The organism is Nodularia sp. LEGE 04288, assembly GCF_963896525.1.
Lineage (GTDB): Bacteria > Cyanobacteriota > Cyanobacteriia > Cyanobacteriales > Nostocaceae > Nodularia.
The window spans coordinates 15,855-40,919 of record NZ_CAWQOY010000132.1; the positions used below are offsets into that span (position 1 = coordinate 15,855).

Genomic DNA, 25,065 nt, shown 5'->3' on the forward strand with positions numbered 1-25,065 from the left:
ACACGCTGATATCTGTATTTCTCTCTTCCTTTGCGCCTCTGCGCCTTTGCGTGCAATAAATCCTTAATTGAGCAGTGAATAACACAATTTCGATTATTATCCCCACTTTCAACGAAGCGGCAAATATTGAGAATGCGATCGCTTCTACTCAACCCAGTACAAATGTAGAATTGATTGTGGTGGATGGTGGCTCACAAGATGATACTCTCAGCATCGCCAAATCATTAGGTGTTAAAGTTATCTTATCTGCTCCTGGTCGTGCGGCTCAAATGAACGCTGGTGCTATGGCGGCAAGAGGCGACATCCTGCTGTTTCTTCATGCAGATACCCGCTTACCTTCTGGGTTTGATAGTATGGTTCGCAGCGCCCTACAACAGCCGAAAACAGTAGCTGGTGCCTTCTCCTTGCAGATTGATGCTGACCATTGGAAGTTGCGATGGGTAGAAAAAGGAGTAAACTGGCGATCGCATTTTTGGCAAATGCCCTACGGTGATCAAGCAATATTTTTAACCAAAGAAGTATTTCAACAAATTGGCAACTTTCCTGATTTGCCCATCATGGAAGACTTTGAACTCATCCAGCGGTTAAAACGCACTGGCAAAATTGCTCTTATTCCTGTACCAGTGATTACGTCACCGCGTAGATGGTTGCAAAAAGGCGTATTTCAAACCACTCTACTTAATCAAATAGTCATTATTGCTTATTTTCTCGGTGTTTCACCTGAACGCATTCGCAGCTGGTATCGTCAGGAAAAATTTAAGAAATTTTAACTTTCAATTGGGACAAGTTACATTGAATTACAAGTATTACAAACATTATAACCCGACCGGAAATCATAACTTTACTTCTGCCCTGGCAGGGTAAAACTCAAAAACCGCACCCCACTTTTTACTCTGTTTACTCTGTGGGACGCGGTTTGATTTTGGGGGGACTGTGGGGAATGGGGCGATGGTTAGTTGAATTTATTTTTTCGGATTTGAGACACAGCAGAAATAGCACCTAAAGCTATCAGTCCTAACATTGGGGAGCTATTGTCTGGTACAGGTTGAGCAACAAATTTTAAAACTTCGCCTTGTCCTGGCAAAACACTTTTGTTTGACACATAGATACTACCATCAGTTCCAATGGCAAGACCAGTAGGAGCAATTAGTCCATCACTAGCGATGGTAGTACGAGTACCGTCAGGATCAATTTTGATTAAAGCACCATTACCACTCAAAATTCCTTCACTAGCAAATTGTAAAACGTACAAACTGCCTTGCGGGTCAAAAGCTAAACCAGTGATAGCTGTAAAACCACCTGCATAAATTTCGGGAGGAAGACCAGCAGAAATTTTGTATACGTTAGCTGCACCAGGAGTAAAAGGAAATCCGGTTAGTTGTCCAACAAATAATTCACCGCTACCCGCTGCGGTAATCGCTGTAGGTACTGACTGTACAGGAATGGTTTGACCTGTAAATGGGTTTGTTCCTAAACTGCTAGGAAACACAGCCCGTACACTCAGATTACTGCCATCTGTATTTACTTGGAGTAAATCATTACCTCCTGCATCTGTGACATAAGCTATATCATTTTGGATTAATAGCCCATAAGGGTTGCTATTTAAATCGCTGCCATCAGGATTGTTAGCAGCCTCAAAAGCTCCCAGATCAGCCACAGTTGTCCAAGAGTTGGTATTAAAGTCAACTTCCAAGAGTTTGCCAAAGTCGGGAAATGTCAAAGGATCAAAGTAGCTAGGGTCTGGATTAGCACCCAAACCTGTGATCACGTAAGCCTTGCCATTGCTATCAAATGCTATGCTACTTGGTCCAACACTTCCTTCACCATTAGATGGTGCTAAAGATGGTAAACCTGTAATTATGCGTGTTTGTTGCCCATTCTGAATTTTAGTGATCGCACCGGTGGAGCCATATTGTACCGTTTCTCCATCACTTAAGACTATAGATGCTCCTGTTCCACCCAAACCGGACTCTGTGACATAGAGTGCGCCATCAAGTCCAAAAGCCAGACCACGAGGATTGTCCAAACCATCAGCAACAACGCTACTTATAAATTGTGCGCCTATTGCAGTTTCTCCCATTCCCAAAGCGATGATCAGAGAACTAACAGCAACGAGTGATAATTTATTGAACATATTAATGTTTTTCTCTCACAAGAAATAAGAGTTAGCAACAAGAGTTAGCAACCAAAAGGGGAAAAAAGAAATTTTATCTTCAAGTTTAAAAATCTAAGATGAGGCACAAAAGCAAAAGTATCTTTATCAGAGGCTGTTTGTCAATAATGGTTTTTCTCCATTCATATATCCTCAAATGAAAAGATCCATTTGTGTTTTTTGCTTCATATTTCTTTAGACATAACCTCTCAAGGAGTCAATAATTCTAAGCACGGCTGGGTTTATCGCCTATAGTTCAAACAAAAAAACCCTGTAGCCGCAATGGTTCAGGGGTTTTTATATGGCTAGGAGGACAGTAGGAGGAACTGCCGTGTCCTTAGTTAGTCAATCCGGGGCTGTTCTTCTGTGCTATCATTGGGTTGGTCAGGTTCAAAGGATTTTTCTGATTCCTCTGAATCACTGGGAGCTTTGCAGTTGCGCTTGTCCACTAAGAACTCATTAGCAGAATCAGACATTTTTATGCTGACAAAACCGCCGCATTCGCTAAGTGTTACACCACCCCCCAAAAATACCAGTAAAGTTACGGTTGCAGTAACTCCATATTTTTTGATAAGCTGAAGCAAACGGATGTTTTTTAACATCTATCATTCCTTTATTTGAGTGTGATCCCATTTGCAAGTTCTTTCTTTGGACGACGGAACTTGAAAATGCACAGGATACAACAGAAGCCTTGACTTTTTCAATAACGAGTCAAGGCTTTTAGTTTTTCCCGATATGGGGATCTTAGCACTTATTCTTTTCTGATGCAAGCTTTTTCAGCACAAAGTGGGCAGAATATTTGGGAGGAATACACTGCTCATTATTTTTGGTTAAAAAATATTCTTAGCTACCTTTCTGGACTTTCTTTATCTTGTCTCCCTTTGTTTTAGTCATTAATATAGTATTGATGCTATAACATAAATAGACAACAGTTATTATACTGAATACAAAATATTAAATAAGTATATTTTATAACTAGCTTTGTGTCCTTTAATAAAAACAACCATAGCATACTTTATTCAAATCCCTTGTTAGTCTATATTTGCGCTAATGCTTGAATATAAAATACATAATCAACGAAAGTTCACGTTAAGTAATGCAACAAACAAATATAGTATACAATATAGAATATCGAGGTACTTGTTGTGCATTTTTGTGCTAGGGTTTCGCAACATTTTTCAGCATCGTTTTAGGTTCGATTCCGCCCAATAGTTATCCCTAAAGTGTCTCAGTATAAGCTGTAACCATTCATTTATAAAACAAGTCTGAGTAACTACTTCAGCCATTTTAAGATGTCCTACAAAAAACCCAGGGAGATGAACAACGCACCTGGGGGGCTATACGTGTATTTATGCTACTGGAAACACCAAGGTATCCACCAGCGCCTGAGACATAGTAGAAGCTACAAAGGTCGGTAGAGTTCATAAGGGTCAATCAGAATGTCATTACACCCTTAGTTAGTCATTTAAGGAACCAAAGACATCTGTGGGGTTATTTACTGCATAGTGTGCCTTGAGATGTTCCGGCTGCTTGTTTCTTCTTTAAGGAAAATGATAAAGCAGATGGAACATTATTCTTGCCTCCCAAGTTCTTTTTAAAACTTTCTCGATATCCGGGAACCTTCGGGAAACACCAAACTTCTATTAGTATATAAGGGCAAGACAAAAGCAAGGCAACTATGAAACGACAAGATGACCAGATAACGATTAGGATTCCCGCAGACCTAAAAGATGACATTGCACAGTTAGGGGAACAAAAGCGCATGACTAAGGCTGAGATTATTCGAGAAGCATTACAGGAATACTTTAAGAACCGTAACGCAAACGTGGTCAGTCGGATAACCTCAGAACCCCTTGCACATAGCTAGTAAATGGCTTAAGCTTAGGACACACTTGGGACAGTCTAGGACAAGTTTAAAGGTATCTGGCAAGGTAAAAATAAATGGAGAATAGGAGACTCGAACCCCTGACCTCTGCGGTGCGATCGCAGCACTCTACCAACTGAGCTAATTCCCCGGATGAATGTAGAATTACAAACTCTAACACACATATCATATATTAGCACTCAGGCACAGCAAGTTTCACATCTTTTTGTGAAAAAACTTCCTGTACCCGTTCTAACTCTAAATCGATGAGATAATCCACAGTCCAGTTACAGCAACGCTGAAGCATATGAAACGGGTAGGTATTCGCTACACCAACCACCTGCATTTGTGCTTGTTTGGCTGCTTGAATACCAGCGGGAGTATCTTCAATTGCTAGACATTCTTGGGGTTTGAGATCCAAATCAGGATATTCTTGGTTGAGACGTTCTACAGCTAGCAGATAACCATCGGGTTGAGGCTTACTGGTGGTAACATCATCACCGGCGACAATTACCGCAAAATATTCCGCCATCTTGGCGCGTTCCAGTACTAGTTCTATTTCTGGGCGAATTGCATCACTAACTAAGGCGAGTTTCACACTCCGCGGATTATCTGGGGCAATTTTGCGCGATCGCACCTGATATATTAAGTCTTCTACACCTGGATACAAAGGCAGTTTTTCGATTTTTGCGAGTTCCTGCACATAAGCTTGAGCTTTCCGGTGCAGTAGTTTAGTGACATACTCTTCAGTATCTACTCTACCACGATTTCTCAGCAACTCTTGCAAATAAGCGCGATCGCTCCGCCCCAGAGAAGCTTGGCGTTCATTCACCTTTTGGGGTTGCAGATTTTCCGAAATCAGAATCTCGTCTATTAGTTGTAGATGGATGCGCTCATCGTTAATGATCACACCATTAAAATCAAATAAAACTGCCTTTAAACTCATGCCCTTATGCCAAACGCTGGAGATCCAAAGTCCTCCAAATCATTATTATCTATTGTGGTATCTCTTGGTGTGGGGATGTACTGACGGGCTTGATTTGGCATATTTGCATCTGCTACAAAAATCGGTTTAATCCCGCTAGTTACCTGATTTATCCACCACACATCCTGAGTTCGCACCGCTTCAAACCCAGCTGCGCCCATGCGTGCGTCTAAGTTATCAGCCGCATACTCACGAATATATGGTTCTTCAAAAATATCATTCAGCCAATGCAACTGACGTAAGGTATGCTGATTACCATCGAGGATTAATACTTGCCCACCAGTCACCAATAACCGGAAGCTTTCCCGCAGTATAGCCTGGCAGACGACACTCGGTGTTTCATGAAATAACAAAGAAGCTGTTACTAAATCAAAATGAGCCTCTGGAAAATTGGTGGTTTCCGCATTCCCATGTTGCCAGTGTATATCTAAACCAGCATTTTTAGCTTTATCTTCGGCTCTAACTAGCATATAAGCAGATAAATCTAAACCGATGACTTCGGCTTGGGGAAATGCCTGTTTTAACATCAAGGTTGTGGAACCTGTACCGCAGCCTAAATCAAGTATACGTCGTGGTTGCACTTTGATCGCATCCATTAAGGCTTGACGAACTACAGTTTCCTTCGGTGGTACAACGTATTGAGTAATCGCATCGTAGGAAACTGCGGCGCTGGAGTTGAGATATCCGCCTTCAATGCCATGAAAGTTTTGCTGGCTGTAGTATGGGGGGATTATGACATCAGATTGTCGCAGGCGATCGCATTCTTGCTCCCAATTGATACTATCAGAGTAGCGCTGCAAACCTTCTTCATCAATGAACGCCCGCACTACAGGGGAGAGAAATTTTTCCCAAATCGTATCTTGACGCGTAGCCATAGGATTTACCCAGATGTAACGGATTAGTTTAAATCTTCACAAATTTTAACTAATTCTAGCTGTGATCTGCTGCTTTTTTTCTCAGGCGATCGCGCTCCGCCCACGTTGACATCTGAATTACTATGTAATACAGTAGTAGTATAAAATTATTTATTAGCAAATACAATGAAATATACAAATAAAATAACCACTACTATCTCTATAAAAAACGCAAAACTTCGCGTTAAATGTTCCAAGAACTAAAACATTTTCAATTAAATAAAATTATGCCCTACGAAGAGTTAGAAATTAGTACACCAGCCCCCGTTTTATCTTGGGCAAATCACCCTTTAGGGTCTGATGAAACCAAGATGGCGAAAAATGTGGCATCGCTACCATTTGTGTTTAAGCACGTAGCTTTGATGCCAGATGTTCACTTAGGAAAAGGTGCTTTAGTCGGTTCTGTAATCGCCACCAAAGAAGCAATTATTCCTGCGGCTGTGGGTGTAGATATTGGTTGCTTTGTGGGAGATACCCTAATTCCTTTAGTCAATGGTCATTCCTATAGCCTCAAAGAGCTAACAGATTGGGAAAAAGCCTTTCTTGTGTATGCTTGTACCCCAACAGGAAAAATTGTAGTAGCTCCAGCGACTGCTAAATTAACGAGACAGAATGCTGCTCTCGTGAAAGTGATTTTGGATAATGGCGAAGAAATTATTTGTACTCCCGACCACCAATTCATGCTTCGGGATGGCTCTTATCAAGAAGCTCAGTTGCTTTCAACCGGGACTTCTTTAATGCCCTTCTATTCTAGGACTGATAAAGATGGTTATACCTTAATTTCTCAACCATACTCTAGCAGATGGCAAAAAGCACATTGGATAATTGCTAGGTCTGGTTTACTCGGCAAAATTCCCAAATTTGAAGGGCAAAGAACGATCATTCACCATCGCAACTTCAATCAATTTGATAATCGACCAGATAATCTTGAGTTCATGGGCGATCGCGATCATTCTGCTTATCATCGCTCTCTAGTAGAATGTAATCAACACTGGCAGTCTCCCGAATTTGAAGAAAAAAGAATTGCGGCTCTGGTTCAAAAAGCACAAACTCCAGAAGGACACAAATACTATGCAGAACGAGGAACTAAGAACATTCTTCAATATATGCAGCAGCAACCAGAACATTTTAGAAATGCCGTTGCAGGTAATGGTCTTCGAGGTAAGCAATATTTAGTTGAATACAACCAGAGCGAAAAAGGAAGAGCAAAATCTCAGGAGATTGCTAACCGATACTATACCTGTGATATTTGTGGTGCAGAAGTCAAAACTCCCATTGGACTGCATAACCATCGCCGCAAAGAACATCAATGCAATCACAAAGTTGTCGCTGTAGTTCCCTTAAATTACACGGAAAATGTTTACTGTCTTACAGTTCCTGAATACCACAACTTCGCCCTGAAAGCTGGGGTATTTGTTCATAACTGCGGGATGAGCGCTATTAAAATGCCATTTACTGCTGAACAAATTGAAGGCAAACTCAAGAAAATTCGCTTAGATATTGAAGCGGCAATTCCTACTGGTTCAAATGCCAATAAAGATGTCGAAAAATCTGCGGCTAATTGGCAACGGTGGCGTGAATTTTCCGAGTTACATCCAGGTGTTCAAGACCTGCAAAGTAGAGCGATGAAACAAATGGGTTCTCTGGGGGGAGGTAATCACTTTATTGAAGTCTGCCTCGATACAGAAAACCAAGTTTGGCTAATGTTGCATTCTGGTTCACGTAACATTGGGAATCAGCTAGCACAGTGTCATATTAGTACAGCCAAAGAGTTAGGCAAAATGGCGGGGAATAAATTACCTGACCCTGATTTGTCCTATTTCATCGCTGGTACGCCTGAATTTCAAGCATACTGGCATGATTTACAGTGGGCGCAAGACTACGCACGTTTCAACCGTGATGTGATGATGGCGCGTTTTAAGCACATCATTGAGAAATATCTGGCGGGCGGAAAGGTGACTAAACCTTTATTACAGGTCAATTGTCATCACAATTACGCCGAAAAAGAAGTGCATTTTGACGAGGATGTTTATGTAACTCGTAAGGGTGCAGTTCGCGCCCAAGCTGAAGATTATGGGATTATCCCCGGTTCAATGGGAGCAAAATCTTTCATTGTCAAGGGTAAAGGTAATGCTCACAGCTTTTGTTCTTGTTCTCACGGTGCGGGGCGGTTAATGTCGAGAAATAAGGCTAAAAATACCTATACACTTGATGATTTGATTGAGCAAACAAAGGGTGTAGAATGCCGTAAGGACACGGGAGTTTTGGATGAAATTCCTGGGGCTTATAAATCCATAGATCAGGTGATGGCTAATCAAGCTGATTTGGTGGAGGTTGTCGCTACTTTGAAGCAGGTTGTTTGTGTGAAGGGTTAAACGCAGAGGTGCGCGGAGGTTAGCGCAAAGGTATGCTGAGAAATATATAACCTTTGTAGAGACGTTCCATGGAACGTCTCTACATTTTTTGGAATGTCTCTACATCGTCAAAGATTGAGAATTGGTTTCAATCAATTTTGCTAAATCTTTGAGGAAGGCCGCAGCGTCAGCGCCGTAAATAATCCGGTGGTCAGAAGTGATGTTGACTTGCATTTGTTGACGCACGCCAAATAAACCGTCGCCTGTGGCTACAACTTGGGGACGGGATGCACCAATGGCTAAGATTGAACCTTGTCCGGGGGGCAAAATAGCATCAAATGTGTCTACGCCAAACATTCCCAAGTTAGACAGGGTAAATGTGCCACTGTTGTATTCTTCGGGTTGCAGTTGTTTGGCTTTAGCTTTTTCTACCAAAGATTTCCACGTCCGGGAGAGGGAATAAATATCTACCATGTCTGCATTTTGCAACACTGGTGTAATCAATCCGCCATCATCCATTGCTACGGCTACGGCAATGTTAATACCAGAATGATAAACAATTCCCTGGTCTGAATAGCTGGCATTTAATAATGGATGTTTTTGTAATGTCACCGCTACGGCTTTGGCCAATAGCGCTGTCATGGTTACGCCTTTGGATTTAATTTGTTTGTAAAGTTTATCTAAGCCATCGGTGCTAATTGTGTAACCGACACGGAAAACGGGTACAGCGAGGCTGGCTACCATGTTCCGGACTACGGCTTGTTGGAAGGTCGTCAGAGGAACTGTTTGACCGGGAACCACTGGTGCGGGTGCGGGTGCGGGCGCTGGGGTGTAGGTGGGTTTTGGTGTGGCTGGTATAGCTGGTGTGGCTGCTGGCTGGCTTTTGTTCACAGATGATTCGACATCCTCGGCGACGATGCGACCATAAGGGCCACTTCCTTTGAGAGTTGTCAAATCAACTTTGAGTTCTTTGGCTAATTTGCGGGCGCGGGGTGAAACTACGATTCTGCCTTCGCGGTGGTTAGACCCGTTTTGAGTAGCCAAGGCAGGTATTTCCACTGCGGCTGTGGCTGCAACTGGTTTGGGGGTGGTGGTGGAAGTCGCCGCAGCTGACCCGGAGTTAGCCAAGGTCTTGGCGGTAGCGATTTCGGCTTCTGTTTCGACTACGTAGGCGATCGCCGATCCTACGGGTGCGGTGTCACCAGCTGGGACGATGATGTGGGCTAGATATCCTTCATAGAAGGTTTCCACATCCATATCTGCCTTATCTGACTCGACCACCACCACGGTTTCACCTTTTTCCACTTTATCGCCCGGCGATTTCACCCAGGAAACGATTTTTCCTTCAGTCATGGTGGAACTCAGCGCCGGCATAAATACTTCGTGAATGCTCATAGGGTGGTATCAGAATCTATGGTTTATGGACTTTAACAGCTTTTGGGAGATGAAATTGTATCTTGGCTGAGGAGTTGTCAACTACCCCCGGCTATATCAGCAGGGGGTTATCTACTCAATGTTAAATGTCGCCGCGAATATCTTCGACAACGCCATCGCGTAACAGGATTTCTACCTGCATTTTTCTAATCAAATTATCACCCTTTTCAACGCGGAAAAAGCCTTCAATTTGGAATTGATTGACTTCTTGATCCAATTCCAGAAACTGTACTTGCTGGAGATTTTGGAGCAGTTGATTTTTTTGCTCTAGCAGTTCAGTTTTCTTTTGATTGACTTGTCCTTGGATACCGTCAATTTGTTGGAGGGTTTGGGGTCCTGGTGGTTGTAGACTCTGTTTTTGAATCGCCGAGATTGCTCTTTGTCCTTCCGCATCGAGCTGTTGCAGTTGCTGGTCACTTTGATTGATTTGCGCTTGCAGTTGCTGTTGTACTTCGTCTTTCCACAGAGGAGTAACAATCACTTTGACATTAACAACGCGCTTCAGCAGTAAGTTAGGGTTGGAGACATCCATAAATTCACGTTCACTCTAGAGTTAGCAGGTGGAATGTTTATCGGGTATACATTCCGTCAATAATATCGCGATAGCGTTCCGCGACTACGTGCCGCCGGATTTTCAGGGTTTGGGTCATCAAGCCATTTTCTATAGAAAAAGGTTCGAGAATCAGCCTGAAGGGGCCAATGCGGTCATCCGCACGATATCCTGGACGGTTCTGCACTTCCCGATTCAATTCTTGTCGAAACAAGTCCTGGATCATTTTACTCTCCAGATCAATAGATTTGCTGAGTTCTGAAGAGTTTTCTTCTGCTAGCCGCAGTTGGAGATTTTGACTGGCTGCCCATTTTTCTAGGGCTTCGGTATTGGGGACAATTAAAGCCCCGATGCTGCGCTGGTCTTGTCCCACCAGCATTATTTGATCAACGTAGGGCGATCGCAAACAAGCATCTTCAATTGGTTGCGGTTCGATATTTTCCCCATTGGTCAAGACAATTGTATCTTTTGCCCTGCCAGTCAGCACCAAGTCATTTTCTGGTGTCACCCAACCCAAATCACCGCTATTAAACCATCCATCGGCATCAATTACCTTAGCCGTTGCTTCCGGGTTTTGGTAATAGCCTTGCATAATTTGCGGCCCTTTCAATAGCACTAAACCTCGTTGACCAACGGCTAAAGGCACTTTAGTTTCAGGATCGACAATTTTTACTTCTGTGCCGGCGATGGGCTGTCCGGATGAACCACGCACATTATGCCAAGGACGACGGGCGTTGGCGACAGGAGAGGTTTCTGTTAACCCGTAACCCTGCAAAATCTCCACACCAATAATTTCAAAAAAGTTATCTATGTGCTTCGGTAATGCACCACCACCGGTAATAACGTGCTTCATGCGTCCACCTACGGCTTCGCGGACTTTGGCATAAACTAAGCGTTCTCCCAAGGCATGAAAGGGTAACAAGGCAAGTGCTACTATTTTTGCAGTGAATCTCTCCAAGCTTGAGGCGTGAAGATGATTTAAACTCAATCCTTGGGCAATGCGTTGTTTTTGGATATAAGTTTCACTCATTCCCAGCAAAAAGTTAATCAGGCGTTGCTTGTTGGCTGGTTGTTCGCGAAACTGCTTTAGCACTCCTTCATGAATCGATTCCCACAGGCGCGGAACTGCGATCATGTAATGAGGTTTAAATTTCTTCAAATCCTGTTTGACAGAACGCAAGTTGGTATAAATTTGTGTACAACCTTGAGACAGTAAGAAATACTCGCCACTGCGTTCGTAACTGTGCCAAGAGGGTAAAATACTGAGAATGATATCTCCTGGCTGTGGTTGCACTACTGTACCCAGGGTTTTGACTTGGTGTAATAAATTGTTATGGGAGAGCATGACACCTTTGGGTTTGCCTGTGGTGCCGGAAGTATAAATCAGAGTAGCTAGGGTATCCCCTGTCTGCTGCACCCGCTTCAGGGGATGATTGGCACCAATTTCTAGTAATTGGGAAAAGTTCAAGACTTTGGGGGTGTCTGCTGGTGGGGTTTCATCTGAGAGTAAGATGATCAGTTGAATGGGTAGATCATTCAGGCGATCGCGGAGTTTGTTGAGTGTGTTTAAATCCTGGACTACTAAGGTTGTGCTGCCACTATTGCCCACTATAAATAGTAGTTCTTCTCGTTCGGCTTGAGAACTACGCACCGCATTCACTGCACCTGCCGTCATCATGCCTTGATCGGCAATAAACCAGCGGGGACTGTTATCGGCTATTAAAGAAATGCGATCGCCTGCTTGGACTCCTGAAGCTTGCAACCCTGCTGCAAATTTTTGAATTTGCTCTGCCATCTGGGCATAGGTAATTTTGACTTCTGGGTTACTATTGGGATTGGACAGGGCAACAATATCACCAAATTGTTTTGCCGCCAATGGCCAAATTTCTGGTAGTAAAACCACATTGGTATAATCGGCCATACGCTGTAATTCTTGGCTTTCTCGCTTGGTGATCTGAGATAAATAAGAAGGCGCAGCTTGGATGTTTGTCATAACACATTTCCTAAATTTAGTTAACGGCTGTTGTCCAGATTCTTCTGCTATTAAGCTATATTACTTCTAGTCAATAACTACATACCCTACTGTGTAAGCTATTTCACTACTTCAACGGTTGTATTGATAAAAATTTATGTTAAAGTTAATTTATATAAACTAAAAGCAATCGATTTTAATAATCAGTTGCTTTAGTTTTGTTGGCATAAAAACACAGAGACCACCTATTTTTCAACGGGGGTGATTACCTATCAATTTAGTGGATGCTTTATTGCTGACTTTAATCAATGCGGCTGCCTGCCTAGCATTGCCCAAATTAGTCTCGAAAGTCCTGGCTCGTAAATCCCAACTTAGTCAACCATTGGCAAAAGATTCAACATCTCCAAAAGCCAGAATAGAAAATACTAGTTTTCCCTATTGTACGACTTACGACTTGACAGGTAGCCAATTCTGTAAATTCAGACCTCAATTCTGTTCCAAGTGTTCCCCGAACTAATATACTGTGTAAAGGTACTAATCTCTGCATAATTCGTACCGATTTTTTACTTAGCTGGCAACCAGAACACATTCACTCAAATCATGTAAAAACTATGCGGCACAGAACTCAGGCAGTTGTGCTGCTTTTTAGGTGAATTCAAGCTTTTGCAGTTACTATACCAGCAGTAGATCAGCCGAGAGCAAATTTTTTATTTCCAGCTAAAATTACTCCTTAAATAGCCGGATATGCTGAAGAAGAGCAATTTAAATTGGCTCTAGCTTTAGGTGTGCGGTTTCCCAGATTTGACAATCCTTAAAATAAAAATATATGTTAAGTCAAGATTGGTTAGTCACAGACGATGGCCAGTGTGAAGCCTGGGAAGAGTCGGCAGATCATCTAGAATTATCTATAGGTCAATATCGGCTTTATCGATTTTTAACGGATCTCGAAGATATTCTCCATCAATTAAAGAGCGATGCCTCCGGCGTTCGCGGAGCGTCTCGAAGAGAGCGCAGCTATCGCCATCGACTCCAAAGGATTTGTCCCCTAGTACGGCGATTATTGACCAGTTCGCAGTGGTTGCAAGGTGAATATCTCGAACCAGACCCACAAACAGGCTGGTCAGTCCTGACCCTATATGATGAGCCAGATTTTCCCTTGACGGTGCAGACAGTGGCCTGGTTACCAGGAAAAGTTTCACCGATTCATAACCATGCTACTTGGGGAGTTGTAGCACTGATTAGTGGAGAAGAAAAAAATACGCTTTGGAGACGGACTAATCATCAAGATAGCATTGAAAAAGCCGGAGAGATTATTCTCACTCCAGGAGAAATTATCGGCTTTATGCCTGATGCTATTCATCATGTTGAAGCACTCGGTGATCAACCGACCATTAGCTTTAATTTGTATGGCGAAACCAACTATCAACAGCGATTTGAATTCGATCCAGTTACCTCAATTGCGAAAAATTTTTGATGACTGCAAGCTGTTAATTAACCCTGTCCGCCCTTGTGTAGCGAAATCAGATGAATTGAGCAAGTTTTTGCTTAGATTTGTGAACTTTGCATCACCACAGTTCCTGTAGGACGAGAGACATTTGGGTCTGTCTCCAAGGTGACAACTAGCCCGGAAAATTGTGGGTCATAAAATTCTTTGTACATTTGAGGAGTAAATGGTAATTCATGGGAAGCAGTTCCCCAAGAATAAGGCTTGACTTGACCACAGGGTAACTTTTTGTTGGCAACAACTGTCCACAAAAAGTAAAAATATCCTGGAGGAGGGGCGGGAAGATTTTGGAAAACCATCACCGCTTTTTCTTGCTCAGGATTGATAATCACGCTTCCTGAACTGTTATCTGTGGAGTTGACAGCTTCAAAAGTAAATAATCGCGTTTGCGAATTTTGGAGTAGGCTTTTAACCATTTGAGATTGGGTAAAATCTTGGCGTAAACGCTGGTTATCTGCGGTGATCACACCCAGATTTTGCCGCAACCGATAGTTATCAACTCCTAGAACTACCACAAACAACGCTGCTATACTACCAGCAATTTTTATCCACCTTTGAGGCGATCGCGTAGCGACTCCTGGGGAGTTTCGCGTAGCGACTCCTGAAAAGTGTCCTTGAATCACAGTAGCTTTTTTGGTGGAATTTTCAGCTTGTTCCAGAATTTTTGGTAATAAATGGGCTGGTGTTTCTACTTCGGTGAAACCATCTACAACTTGTCGCAGAACTTCCTGCAAATCCTCCACTTCAGCGATAAGTTCTGGATTTTGATCCAGCAACAGCCGAAACTCTGCCATTTCTTCCGGGGTGAGATCATCTACGACAAACCCCGCAGCTAGGTTTTTGATGTATTCGGGATCGAAAGATTTATTCATATATTGATAAATCCGAATCTAGTAAGATGCGTTTGAGTTTTAGTAATCCTTGACGGGTGCAGGTTTTGACTGTACCTAGAGGGATGTCAATTTGTTTGGCAATTTCTGACTGACTTAATCCTTGGTTATAAGCCAGTTCAATTACTTGGCGTTGTTTTTCGGGGAGTTGTTTCAGAGCATTGTAAATTCGCCCTGATCTCTCTGCAAAGGTTGCTTGCTCAACAGGGGTTGGAGAAGGTGTTGCTTGACTCGACATTGTTTGTCCCCACCGTTCCACAAGTTTGAGTTGTCTGTGGCGATCGCGTAATTTATCAATGGCGCGCGATCGCGTTACAGTTACCAGATAACGTACAAAAAAGCGACAATCTGGATTACTAGATGCTTTTCGCCACAACGTCAGAAAAATTTCTTGAGTTAAATCTTCAGCTTCTTGGGAATTAGCCAATATTTTCAACGCTAATCCATATACCAAACGACCATGACGATTAAACAAAATGCTTAATGCTGAGGAATCGCCATTTTTGAGCGCCACAAATAAAGCTTCATCTGTAGCAGATGAAAGTTCTTTGGAATTTGGCTGGGGAAGTTTAGGCTCCATGCTGTGTTAAAAACAGGTCTGAACAGATATCGGAGCCAGTGAGTGATAATCTTTGTTCCATCACCTCTCTCCATTTCCTCTGAAAAATACCATCTATTCTGATGACGACTAGTGTCATGCGATCGGATTGCTGAATTTTTAAATTTAATAAATCCAATTCTGATCCTCACACGTCTTATAAACAGATGCGCCACAATTCACAGTTTCCATCCCTAAATTCAGGGAAACAACCGGAAATGAGGACTAAGGCGCATTGTGGCAGAACAATACCATTCAAGTGTGAGGAAAAGAACAATGTATAAATCGAGCAAATTTTTCTTAAGTCTACTGTGTTTGAGTGGACTGGTTTTGACAGTATCATGCAGCGCAACGAACCCAGATAATATTTCTCAAAATCAAGCCTCCCCATCCACTACAGATGTTGCTCAGTCAAATCCCTGCGCGTCTAAAAACCCCTGTGCTGCTAAAGCCAAAACTGTAGGAGGTCCCCTAGCCCAAGAAATTCAGGATAAACCAGTATTAGTAGATGTGTTTGCTAGCTGGTGTTCCGCCTGCAAGAATATTGCCCCGACATTATCACAACTGGAAAAAGATTATGAAGGAAAAGTCCATTTTGTAGTTTTGGATGTTAGCGATAAAGCCACCACAGCACAAGCAGAAGCGAAAGCAAAAGAACTAGGACTAAGCGAATTTTTATCTGCCAATAAGTCTCAAACAGGAATGTTGACCATCGTTGAGCCTAAAACCGGGAAAATCTTAGCACAGCACCGCAATAATCCGAATTTAGCAGATTACAAAACGGTTCTTGATACTGCTTTGACTCAATAAATCAACGAAAAATGAAACAGATATCTCAGTCTTCCACTGAGGAGAAAGCTCCTCGGCGTTCTAAAATATCGAAAAAATGGCTAGTTTACGGTGGATTAGGATTGCTCTCTTTGATTCTGGTGATTACCCTGGGTTCTGTAATTAGTCACCCTGTTGAACGGGTAATTTCCATTGTGGAAAACCGTTATCAACAGTGGTTTGACCAACAAAACACAACAAATCCCTTGGTATTGATGCCTTTGGCGTTTATTGGTGGGGTACTTGCTAGTATATCTCCCTGTATTTTGGCACTTTTACCAGTCAACCTCAGTTACATTGGCACATTAAAAATTAACTCCCGTTGGGATGCTTTTAGTAAGGCTGGTTTGTTTGTCCTGGGAGCAGTGACTATTTTAAGTCTGTTTGGCTTAGTCTCATCCTTCGCCGGAGCCGTGATGGTGGATTACCGGGGCTATATTAATATTGTCGTGGGAGTGATTATGGCTGTGATGGGTCTGTGGTTGATGGGGGTGGTACAACTGCCACTACCGCAGATAAATGTAAATCTTCCCCAGGCTGCTGGCCCTTATGGGGTGGGTTTGACTTTTGCCCTGGTGAGTTCCCCCTGTGCTAGTCCGGTGCTGTTTGCTGTGCTGGCTGCGGCCGCTGCTACAGGTTCCCAGGTATTGGGTACGCTGACGATGGTTAGCTATGGGCTGGGTTATACTCTCCTAATTTTTCTCGCCAGTTTATTTACGGGGCTGGCTAAACAAAGTAAGCAATTGTTAAAACATTCCGAGGGCATTATCCGCTTTGGCAGTCTGGCGCTCATTTTCACTGGGGCATATTACCTATTTACAGGGACTCAATGGTTTGTAGGAGGTTAGTCATGGTCGAGAATCTGGTGATTATTGGTTCTGTCCCTGCGGGTTATACTGCCGCTATCTATGCGGGACGCGCTCAACTCTAGCCTTTGGTATTTGAAGGTTTCAGTGCTGGGGCAAATCCTTTGTTTGCCAATGCAGACATTGCTGTGGTTGGCGGTGATTCGGCTGTGGAAGAAGCTCTGTATCTCACTAAATATGCTCGTCAGGTGCATTTACTGGTGAGACGCGATCGCCTGCGAGCTTCCCAAACAATGCAGGATCGTGTATTTAATCATACCCAAATTCAAATTCATTGGCAGATATTTCAAGAAACCTTACTTGTATCTGGATGTAGTATCAAGGATGATTGAGAATAATCCTAAATGGTATTAGCACACCTAGCCCAGAAAGCTGTAAACACAATCATTTTATAGAGAAAAATTACTTATGTTACAACCTGCAATCACTAATTTGATCCTTCCCCAACGTGAAAAGCCAACTATTGCAGATATCCTAACGACGAAGAATTGGCAAAGGCTGGTTAAATTTGCTTTCCTCATGCTGATAGCATTTAGCGTTGCTTTGATATTTACCGCCGAACCAGCTTGGGGACAAGAATCGGCTCAAAATGCTTCAGGATTTAATCCCCAAATCTGGTTGCGAAATGCTTTGCAGTGGATTGATAGTCTTGGTGCTGTAGGAGCATTGGCATTTATCCTACTTTATATCGTTGCTACTGTCGCCTTCCTACCAGGGTCAATTCTCACACTCGGTGCGGGTGTTGTTTTTGGCGTGGTTATGGGTTCGATTTATGTCTTCATTGGTGCAACCATCGGAGCTACCGCCGCCTTCCTCGTGGGACGTTATTTGGCTAGGGGTTGGGTGGCTAAGAAAATCGCAGGTAATCACAAATTTCGGGCGATTGATGAAGCCGTGGGTAGGGAAGGATTAAAAATTGTCCTGCTCACGCGACTCTCTCCTATTTTCCCCTTCAACTTCTTGAACTATGCTTATGGCGTGACAGGCGTTTCCCTCAAGGACTACTTTCTTGGTTCCGTTGGCATGATTCCCGGCACAATTATGTATGTTTATATTGGTTCCTTGGCTGGTAGTATTGCCACAATCGGTACTGAGGCTCAACCCGATAACCCCGGTGTACAGTGGGCAATTCGCATCATTGGTTTTATTGCTACAGTTGCAGTGACGGTTTATGTTACTAAAGTTGCTCGTAAGGCTTTAGAAGATGAAGTTGTAGAATCTACAGACAATGATAAAAATACACCAATTAACCTGAATTAAAGCTGCACTGATTACTAATTTGAGACGATGCGATCGCAAAGTGCTACAAAGTAAATGTCTAAATCAAATATTAATCGTTGAAGGAGTTTATTAATGTCAAATTCTGCATCTGATCAAGTTACTCTTCCACCAATGGACGAGTATAACCAAAAATTAATTTCCTATGTTCATCCACCAGATTGGGTAAATCCTCAACCTGCTGATTGTTATGATTTAGTAGTCATTGGTGCTGGTACGGCGGGATTAGTTGTAGCCGCAGGTGCAGCAGGTCTAGATGTGGGATTAAAAGTTGCTTTAATTGAAAAATATTTAATGGGTGGGGATTGTTTAAATGTCGGTTGTGTCCCCTCAAAATGTATTATTCGTTCATCTCGCGTTGTGGGCGAAATGTGGGAAGCGAAGGCTTTGGGAATTAATCCCCCAGAAAAAATAGACGTTGATTTTTCGGCTGTGATGGAACGGATGCGCCGTTTAAGGTCAGGTATTAGCCATCACGATTCTGCTCATCGGTTTCAGGATCTGGGAGTGGATATTTTCTTGGGGAGTGGTCGGTTTGAGGGCGAGAATATCATTGAAGTTGGTAGTCAAAAACTTCGCTTTAAAAAAGCTGTGATTGCTACTGGTGCTAGAGCCGTGCGACCATCGATTAAGGGATTGGAAAAAGCTGGATTTTTGACTAATGAAACAGTCTTTTCTCTCACAGAGCTTCCTCAACGTCTAGCTGTAATTGGTGGTGGACCTATTGGTTGTGAATTGGCTCAAGCTTTCCAGCGTTTGGGTTCTCAAGTCATCTTGTTTCATAAGGATTCTCACATTTTAAATAAAGAAGATAGCGAAGCCGCAGAAATTATTCAAAATCGTTTTATCCAGGAAAATATATATTTGGTTTTGAATAGCCAAATCCAAAGTGTAGAACAAACCCCAGAAGGAAAGCTGATCAACTTCCTCAGCAATGGTTCTCAAATGTCAATTGTTGTTGATCAGATTTTAGTTGGTGTGGGACGCGCACCGAATGTGGAAGGCTTAAATTTAGAAGCTGTTGGGGTAGAATTCGATCAGCGTCAGGGAGTGAAAGTTAATGATTATCTCCAGACAACAAACCCCAAAATTTATGCATCTGGTGATATCTGCATGAACTGGAAGTTTACTCATGCGGCGGATGCAGCAGCGCGAATTGTGATTAAAAATACTCTATTTTCTCCCTTTGGCTTAGGACGATCTAAACTTAGTAATTTAGTAATGCCTTGGGTAACATATACTGACCCAGAAATTGCCCATGTGGGAATGTATGAGCAGGAGGCTCAAAAAAAGGGTATTGATATCAATACAATCAAAATTCCTTTTAGTAGTGTAGACCGAGCGATTACAGATGGCGAAGAGGATGGATTTGTGAAAATTATCCACAAAAAAGGTTCAGCTCAAATTTTAGGAGCAACAATTGTCTCCCGTCATGCTGGAGAAACAATTAGTGAAATAACTACAGCAATTGTGAATAAAGTTGGTTTAAATGGGTTATCTGCTGTGATTCATCCTTACCCAACTCAAGCTGAAGCAATTAAAAAAGCCGCAGACGCTTATCGCCGGACTTTATTAACACCAACATCGAAACGATTATTAGGATTACTGACTAAGTTTTCTTAAAACTTGCAACTCTCAAACAACTGGATGATGTGCCGTTAAGAAAAGACTACCTGCAACTTACCGCTTTGGGGTTAGAGGTTGACGGTTTTTTACTACTGTAGTTAGATGACTAAACACATCAGAATTATGGTATGATTTCCATTGACTATTTAGTTTAGACATAAATTAGTAAGTAAGCGTAAATAAAGTTAACTGGCGGGGATCGTCATTGATCATTGGTAAGGGTTTCATGGATGTTTACTGTTCGTAATATAGTTTGGTTTTTCCAAGTCCCACTTACTTTGATACTTAGTATATAAATTAGTCAATATATTTATCTGACTTATACAGTTGAGAAGATCAGCAAAATTATATATATAAATGATGACCCAATTATGAGTCAAACTAAGAAATAGTAAAAACTAATTTTCGATAAGAGGATAATATATGAATTTGATGGATGGTCTATTGATGACACTGTTAAATACTGTTGTCTGTATTGCCCTGCCGAAAGTAATATCTGTAATAACTGCTAAAAGCGAAAGTCAGGAACCATCAACGCCTGCTATTGAATCGCCTGAGTCTAGCGGCGAAATTTCCGGTCTTATGGATGTGGCTTAATCATTGTCAATTCAGGCTATCTATTCTAGGGCAATCAGCGCTGCTGCAAGATTTTCATCTACGTTGAGAATGAGCATAAATGTCCAAAAAATCACTCATTCTTAGCAAAACTTTACTGTACGATTTTAAGCGATCGCCATCAGCAATTCAAGACTCGGCTGTGAGTACGGGCGGTGACATCTCCGCCATCAATTACGTTTTTCGCGTCGCCACTTTTCCCTGACTAGGCGAATCTCATCAAAAGTATAGTTATCACCCAATTGTTCTCTAACTGGAGTCAGGGAAATATCACCCAGAATTTCTAACACTTGCCAAATTTTTTGTTGATGTTCTAGGGGGACTAACTGATTTAAATCTACAGGCTGATTTTTCGCCATTAATTTAGAAAGATGCGTGAGAATTGTCGAGGGGCTAAGATTGCGTTTGTGGGCAATTTCGGGAATACTCAAACCTTCTTGATGCAACCTTAATGTCACCAATTCGCTATCATTCGGTGAATTATTACCAGCTAGAGAACCTGGATAATAATTTTGTTGGGCTGGGACACCTTTTTCTTGACGGTAGGCGGTGATTTCTGCGAGGAACTTTTTGCCATACTGAGCTAGTTTGTGACTACCTACCCCGGAAAGTTTGGCAAAGTCGGCTAAAGTTTGTGGTTGGGCTTGTGCCATTAACTTCAGGGTAGAATCCTGAAAGACAACGTAGGGCGGTACAGACTGTTCATCAGCCAGTTCTTTGCGGAGCGATCGCAATCTCTGTAATAATATTTCTGCCTCAACAGCTTTGTCACTCTCCCCGACTAAACTCAATTTTTGCGCCACAGGAACAGCAATAGAAACTGTGCGCTGTCGCTTCATGACTTCCCAACTCAAAGGATTCAGTTTTAAAACCGAGTAACCATCGTTGGTTTGTTCTAACAAGCCTTGATGTAACAGAGAACGCCCCAACATTCGCCATTCATCCAAAGTTTTATCTTTACCGATACCGTAGGTTGAAAGTTTATCGTGTTTATTCTGTGTAATTTTTTGACTTTTAGATCCGCGCAACACATCAATAATGTGCAGCATCCCATATTTTTCCTGACAACGCGCCACACAAGATAAAAACTTCATGGCTTCAATTGTCCAATCTTGTACAGGTTTGGGATAACGGCAATTATCACAGTTACCGCAATTACCCGGAAACCGTTCCCCAAAATAACCTAACTGAATTGTCCGCCGACAATCTGTACCTTCAGCATAATCAATTACCTGACGTAGCTGTTGCTTGGCAATTAATTGTTCTTGAGGATCAGTTTTTTGGTTAATACTCCATTCAATAGTTTTAATATCACTGAAACTAAAAAACATCGTACACCGGGAGGGTTCGCTATCTCTACCCGCCCGCCCCGATTCTTGATAATAACTTTCTAAATTTCGGGGTAAATCAAAGTGAACAACTAACCGCACATCTGGCTTATTAATTCCCATCCCAAAGGCAATTGTTGCCACCATGACTCGCACATCATCTCGAATAAATCGCGTTTGATTTTTCGAGCGTTCTTCATCACTTAAACCAGCATGATAAGATAAAGCCACAACTTTATCGTTTTGCAGTTTAAATGTGAGTTCATCGACTTTTTTACGAGTTAAACAATAGATAATGGTTGAACCATCAGTTTCGCGAATCAGTTCTAAGATTTCGGCGTAAGCAGACTTCGATTTAGGACGAACTTCGTAATAAAGATTTTGACGGTTAAAGCTAGCGAGGTGAATACTAGGTTGCTTTAGCCCTAATTGTTGAATGATATCACCACGGACGCGATCTGTGGCTGTAGCGGTGAGGGCGATGGTGGGAACATCTGGGTAGCGCTTTCGCAGAGATTTCAACTGGCGGTATTCTGGACGAAAGTCGTGTCCCCACTCAGAAACACAATGGGCTTCGTCAATGGCGAAGGTGGAAATGCCGATTTGGTGATGTACTAAATCTAGGAATGGCAGAAATCTTTCACTTAACAGCCGTTCTGGGGCAACGTAGAGGAGTCTAATTTTACCATTGCGGATGGCTTCTTCGCGCGATCGCACTTTATGGGGATTCAGACTACTATTCAGAAATGTGGCAGAAATATTATTATTTCGTAGTGATTCCACTTGGTCTTGCATCAAAGCGATTAACGGTGAAACCACTACCGTTAAGCCTGGTTTGATCAATGCTGGTAACTGAAAGCACAGAGATTTCCCCCCACCAGTGGGCATCACCACCAGCAAATCCCGATTTTGTAGCGCATCTTCAATAATTTGCCTCTGTCCGGGGCGAAATTGGTCGTAACCAAAGTTATGTTTTAGCGCTTGTTCGAGATTCGGGTACTGAAGCATGGCGATGAATCTTTCAGGGGCGTTTTGTATGTATCGTAACGACGGTGACATGACTCCGACCTTTAGGTACGGAGCTTCTAAGAATCACTTCTTAGTTTTCCTAGTTGCTTCCTTTGGACGGCGCTCAAGGCGAGTCTTACGGGTTTTCGACTTTGACCTAGACTGAGTTTCTTCAATCCCCGGCAAACCGTCTGCATAGGCGTTTTGGATTCCCGACTGCCCATCGGTACTAATCAATTTGATTCCTCTGTTTCTAATTACTTGACCACTAGCAACATCTCTATCAGTCGTGTAATTGCAACTAGGACAATGATGCACTCTAACGCTCAAGTCTTTTCTAACTTCTGCACCACATTCAGGACACTCGATAGAAGTTCCCCTAGCGCTAACTTCAGCAAAGAATTTACCACGTTTCCAACACACATACTTGGTGATGGTTCGGAATTGTCCAAACCCAGCGTCAAGCATCTGTAACCCAAGCATTCCTTTTGCCAAAGTCCGGTAATCCAAGTCTTCCATGAAGACCATATCACCAGCATCACAAAGAGCATGAGCTTGTTTGAAATGGTAATCTTTGCGGGTGTTATCAATCCTGTGGTGAAGTCTAGCAACCTTGATGCGTTGTTTCTCGTAATTTTTAGAACGCTTCTTTTTCCGAGACAGCCTGCGTTGCAGCAATTTCAGCTGGCTTTGCATCACTTTCAGGAATTTGGGCGATTTTATGAGAACACCATCACTGGTTGCTAAAAACTTTTCCAGTCCTACATCTACCCCAATCGGATGACCATGCGGCATTGGACTAGGAACATTAACATCACATTGGATGTTGATAGAAGCGTACCAAACATTAGCTTTATTAATTATCCGAACTTGCTTCACCACAAATCCATTTGGAATTGGGCGATGTAAGTTAATTGGAATCAACCCAAGTTTAGGGAGTTTTATGTTTAATCCAACTACAGGATTTTCTTTGAACTGGGGAAACAACAAAGATTTGAATTGCCCAAACTTTTTAAATCTGGGAAACCCATGCCCAACTTTCTGAAATCCCTCCCATGCTCGGTGCAATTGTTTGAGTGCCTGCTGCAAAACCTGACTTGGTACTTCGCTTAATCGGGGAAATACTTTTTTAGCTTTTGGTAAAGCATTAAGTTGGCGCACTTCGCTAGGGAAAGGAACGTCCGCAGCTATGATATATTCATGACTAATCGAACATCTGTCAACCATGCACTTACGACTATTGCACCAGTCCTTAATTTCCCGCAACCCATAGTTGTAGGCAACGCGACAAATATCCATCCACTCAAGAAGTGTCTGTTCTTGGGTGATAGTCGGGTAGATTCGATAGCGGTAATTCATGGTTAGCATTTCACTATTCTACCACATATTTACTAGCACTATTTTCTCTAGTAAATTCAAGCCGTGCTGCAAGCACGGGTTTTTCAACCCAATTATTTGATAATTAAAACTCAGCCGCAAAAGTCATGACCAATAACTCAACAGCGGGCAAGCCCCGAAATTCTATAGTAATCCGCTTTGATTTTTGATAGCTTGCGTGGCGTAGCCATACTTACTTGCATAGGTGGGGAGTAGGAAACAACTTTTTGAGTTGTAAGCGCAAAGCGCAGGCTACGCCAACAGAAATCAAATAGGAGTCCTATAGTACCTATTATACCTGGAAACGCTATCAGCATTATCGAGGATGAATGTGCCGTCTAGTTCCCCAGCCTGGATTGACAATAGCTGCTAAATCTTCATCCGACAATTGACTAATTTCATCTTCCAATTCTTCAATTGTAAAGTCATAGCCACTCTCTTTAGCAATCTTGATGAAAGCTTCTGGATGATCTGTAGCTTTGAGTCTTGCTTGTAATGCTTGGTCTTGTTTAACAGCTTCCAAAAGTTGGGCAGTTTTTTCCTGTGTCATAATATTCTATTTCCTGTTTTAAATATCAAATTGAAAACTAGAGCCGATGCAATTGAAACTAGCAATAGTTTTAGCAGCATCTATAATTTACATTGCTCTATTCTTAAATCATCACACTTTGTTTATTTATTTGTCTTGTACCATTAGAATGAACTTTTAGAAAAAAAAGGCTGAAAAATGCCTGAATTTTTATATGTTCCTTGTCTGAGGTGTGAACTATAGCAACCGCCAAGGAGGTTAAGACATAAACGGATAAGTAGGTCGGCGTAAATAAAGTTAAATGGCGGGGGTCGTCATTTTTCCTTTGTCATTAGTCATTGGGAAGTGACCGTCTTCTCCCCCCTGCTCCCCGCTCCCTGCTCCCTGCTCCCC

General features: G+C 42.4%; 22 protein-coding genes, 1 tRNA gene and 1 pseudogene. 11 read left to right on the forward strand and 13 right to left on the reverse strand.

The window, feature by feature from the left end:
- Window positions 1–74 precede the first annotated feature (74 nt).
- Entirely contained in the window at window positions 75–770 is a 696-nt protein-coding gene (locus AACX33_RS18145) for a TIGR04283 family arsenosugar biosynthesis glycosyltransferase (RefSeq protein WP_194002712.1), read from the forward strand.
- A 182-nt stretch (window positions 771–952) separates the two neighbouring features.
- Here the strand turns inward: AACX33_RS18145 and AACX33_RS18150 are convergent, their stop codons facing one another.
- Together AACX33_RS18150 and AACX33_RS18155 are read right to left on the reverse strand one after the other, a co-directional pair.
- Window positions 953–2,134 (reverse strand): ScyD/ScyE family protein, encoded by a 1,182-nt coding sequence (locus tag AACX33_RS18150; protein ID WP_194002711.1) that lies wholly within the window; start codon window positions 2,132–2,134, stop codon window positions 953–955.
- A 359-nt stretch (window positions 2,135–2,493) separates the two neighbouring features.
- Entirely contained in the window at window positions 2,494–2,754 is a 261-nt protein-coding gene (locus tag AACX33_RS18155) for a hypothetical protein (protein WP_194002709.1), read from the reverse strand.
- Window positions 2,755–3,830: 1,076 nt separating this feature from the next.
- Here AACX33_RS18155 and AACX33_RS18160 point away from each other — a divergent pair.
- On the forward strand, window positions 3,831–4,019 hold the full coding sequence (locus AACX33_RS18160; RefSeq protein WP_194002706.1) for a ribbon-helix-helix domain-containing protein: 189 nt from the start codon (window positions 3,831–3,833) through the stop codon (window positions 4,017–4,019).
- 75 nt (window positions 4,020–4,094) lie between these two features.
- Here AACX33_RS18160 and AACX33_RS18165 read toward each other — a convergent pair.
- From AACX33_RS18165 to AACX33_RS18175, 3 genes are all read right to left on the reverse strand, one after another.
- Window positions 4,095–4,167 (reverse strand) — tRNA-Ala (locus AACX33_RS18165).
- A 42-nt stretch (window positions 4,168–4,209) separates the two neighbouring features.
- Complete coding sequence (locus tag AACX33_RS18170; protein ID WP_194002704.1) at window positions 4,210–4,962, reverse strand: HAD family hydrolase; 753 nt, start codon at window positions 4,960–4,962, stop codon at window positions 4,210–4,212.
- Window positions 4,959–5,876, reverse strand: coding sequence for a class I SAM-dependent methyltransferase (locus AACX33_RS18175; RefSeq protein ID WP_194002702.1), 918 nt, complete (start codon window positions 5,874–5,876; stop codon window positions 4,959–4,961). The genes AACX33_RS18170 and AACX33_RS18175 overlap by 4 nt, the downstream gene beginning before the upstream one ends.
- A 266-nt stretch (window positions 5,877–6,142) precedes the next feature.
- Between AACX33_RS18175 and AACX33_RS18185 the strand changes: the two genes are divergently transcribed.
- A complete protein-coding gene (locus tag AACX33_RS18185) occupies window positions 6,143–8,290 on the forward strand; it encodes an RtcB family protein (protein WP_194002832.1) in 2,148 nt (715 codons plus the stop codon).
- A gap of 99 nt (window positions 8,291–8,389) precedes the next feature.
- On the opposite strand, the gene AACX33_RS18190 is transcribed toward AACX33_RS18185, so the two are convergent.
- The 3 genes from AACX33_RS18190 to AACX33_RS18200 form a co-directional block, all read right to left on the reverse strand.
- Entirely contained in the window at window positions 8,390–9,664 is a 1,275-nt protein-coding gene (locus tag AACX33_RS18190; RefSeq protein WP_194002700.1) for a dihydrolipoamide acetyltransferase family protein, read from the reverse strand.
- A 121-nt stretch (window positions 9,665–9,785) separates the two neighbouring features.
- Window positions 9,786–10,235: a YlqD family protein gene (locus AACX33_RS18195; RefSeq protein WP_194002698.1), complete on the reverse strand. Its 450-nt coding sequence runs from the start codon at window positions 10,233–10,235 to the stop codon at window positions 9,786–9,788.
- 37 nt (window positions 10,236–10,272) lie between these two features.
- Window positions 10,273–12,246, reverse strand: a complete 1,974-nt coding sequence (locus tag AACX33_RS18200) for an AMP-dependent synthetase/ligase (protein ID WP_194002696.1) — start codon at window positions 12,244–12,246, stop codon at window positions 10,273–10,275.
- 805 nt (window positions 12,247–13,051) lie between these two features.
- On the opposite strand from AACX33_RS18200, the gene AACX33_RS18205 reads away from it, so the two are divergent.
- On the forward strand, window positions 13,052–13,699 hold the full coding sequence (locus AACX33_RS18205; protein WP_194002694.1) for a cysteine dioxygenase family protein: 648 nt from the start codon (window positions 13,052–13,054) through the stop codon (window positions 13,697–13,699).
- A 71-nt stretch (window positions 13,700–13,770) separates the two neighbouring features.
- Here the strand turns inward: AACX33_RS18205 and AACX33_RS18210 are convergent, their stop codons facing one another.
- Window positions 13,771–14,601 carry an anti-sigma factor gene (locus tag AACX33_RS18210; protein ID WP_194002692.1) on the reverse strand — a complete coding sequence of 277 codons (831 nt, stop codon included), beginning with the start codon at window positions 14,599–14,601 and terminating at the stop codon, window positions 13,771–13,773.
- Window positions 14,594–15,199, reverse strand: coding sequence for a sigma-70 family RNA polymerase sigma factor (locus AACX33_RS18215; RefSeq protein WP_194002690.1), 606 nt, complete (start codon window positions 15,197–15,199; stop codon window positions 14,594–14,596). Before AACX33_RS18215 ends, AACX33_RS18210 begins: the two co-directional genes overlap by 8 nt.
- 294 nt (window positions 15,200–15,493) lie before the next feature.
- Between AACX33_RS18215 and AACX33_RS18220 the strand changes: the two genes are divergently transcribed.
- The 7 genes and pseudogenes from AACX33_RS18220 to AACX33_RS18250 all read left to right on the forward strand — a co-directional run bounded on the left by AACX33_RS18220 (window position 15,494) and on the right by AACX33_RS18250 (window position 20,635).
- Window positions 15,494–16,027: a TlpA family protein disulfide reductase gene (locus AACX33_RS18220; RefSeq protein ID WP_194002688.1), complete on the forward strand. Its 534-nt coding sequence runs from the start codon at window positions 15,494–15,496 to the stop codon at window positions 16,025–16,027.
- An 11-nt stretch (window positions 16,028–16,038) separates the two neighbouring features.
- Window positions 16,039–16,893, forward strand: a complete 855-nt coding sequence (locus tag AACX33_RS18225) for a cytochrome c biogenesis CcdA family protein (RefSeq protein ID WP_194002686.1) — start codon at window positions 16,039–16,041, stop codon at window positions 16,891–16,893.
- Window positions 16,875–17,189: pseudogene (locus AACX33_RS18230) on the forward strand (NAD(P)/FAD-dependent oxidoreductase); the annotation flags it as partial. The gene AACX33_RS18225 and the pseudogene AACX33_RS18230, both read left to right, overlap by 19 nt.
- A gap of 130 nt (window positions 17,190–17,319) precedes the next feature.
- Window positions 17,320–18,171, forward strand: coding sequence for a TVP38/TMEM64 family protein (locus tag AACX33_RS18235; RefSeq protein WP_194002684.1), 852 nt, complete (start codon window positions 17,320–17,322; stop codon window positions 18,169–18,171).
- Between the two features lie 93 nt (window positions 18,172–18,264).
- On the forward strand, window positions 18,265–19,812 hold the full coding sequence (locus AACX33_RS18240) for a mercuric reductase (protein ID WP_194002682.1): 1,548 nt from the start codon (window positions 18,265–18,267) through the stop codon (window positions 19,810–19,812).
- Between the two features lie 450 nt (window positions 19,813–20,262).
- Window positions 20,263–20,412, forward strand: a complete 150-nt coding sequence (locus AACX33_RS18245) for a hypothetical protein (protein ID WP_194002839.1) — start codon at window positions 20,263–20,265, stop codon at window positions 20,410–20,412.
- A gap of 79 nt (window positions 20,413–20,491) precedes the next feature.
- Window positions 20,492–20,635 carry a hypothetical protein gene (locus tag AACX33_RS18250; RefSeq protein ID WP_194002680.1) on the forward strand — a complete coding sequence of 48 codons (144 nt, stop codon included), beginning with the start codon at window positions 20,492–20,494 and terminating at the stop codon, window positions 20,633–20,635.
- On the opposite strand, the gene recQ is transcribed toward AACX33_RS18250, so the two are convergent.
- From recQ to AACX33_RS18265, 3 genes are all read right to left on the reverse strand, one after another.
- The gene (gene recQ, locus AACX33_RS18255; RefSeq protein WP_194002678.1) at window positions 20,601–22,766 is read right to left on the reverse strand and encodes a DNA helicase RecQ; all 2,166 of its coding nucleotides are present in this window, start codon (window positions 22,764–22,766) and stop codon (window positions 20,601–20,603) included. The two genes, AACX33_RS18250 and recQ, sit on opposite strands and share 35 nt — an antisense overlap.
- A gap of 84 nt (window positions 22,767–22,850) precedes the next feature.
- A complete protein-coding gene (locus AACX33_RS18260) occupies window positions 22,851–24,125 on the reverse strand; it encodes an RNA-guided endonuclease InsQ/TnpB family protein (RefSeq protein WP_227789166.1) in 1,275 nt (424 codons plus the stop codon).
- Between the two features lie 334 nt (window positions 24,126–24,459).
- Window positions 24,460–24,693 (reverse strand): Nif11-like leader peptide family natural product precursor, encoded by a 234-nt coding sequence (locus AACX33_RS18265; protein WP_194002674.1) that lies wholly within the window; start codon window positions 24,691–24,693, stop codon window positions 24,460–24,462.
- Between the last annotated feature and the right edge of the window lie 372 nt (window positions 24,694–25,065).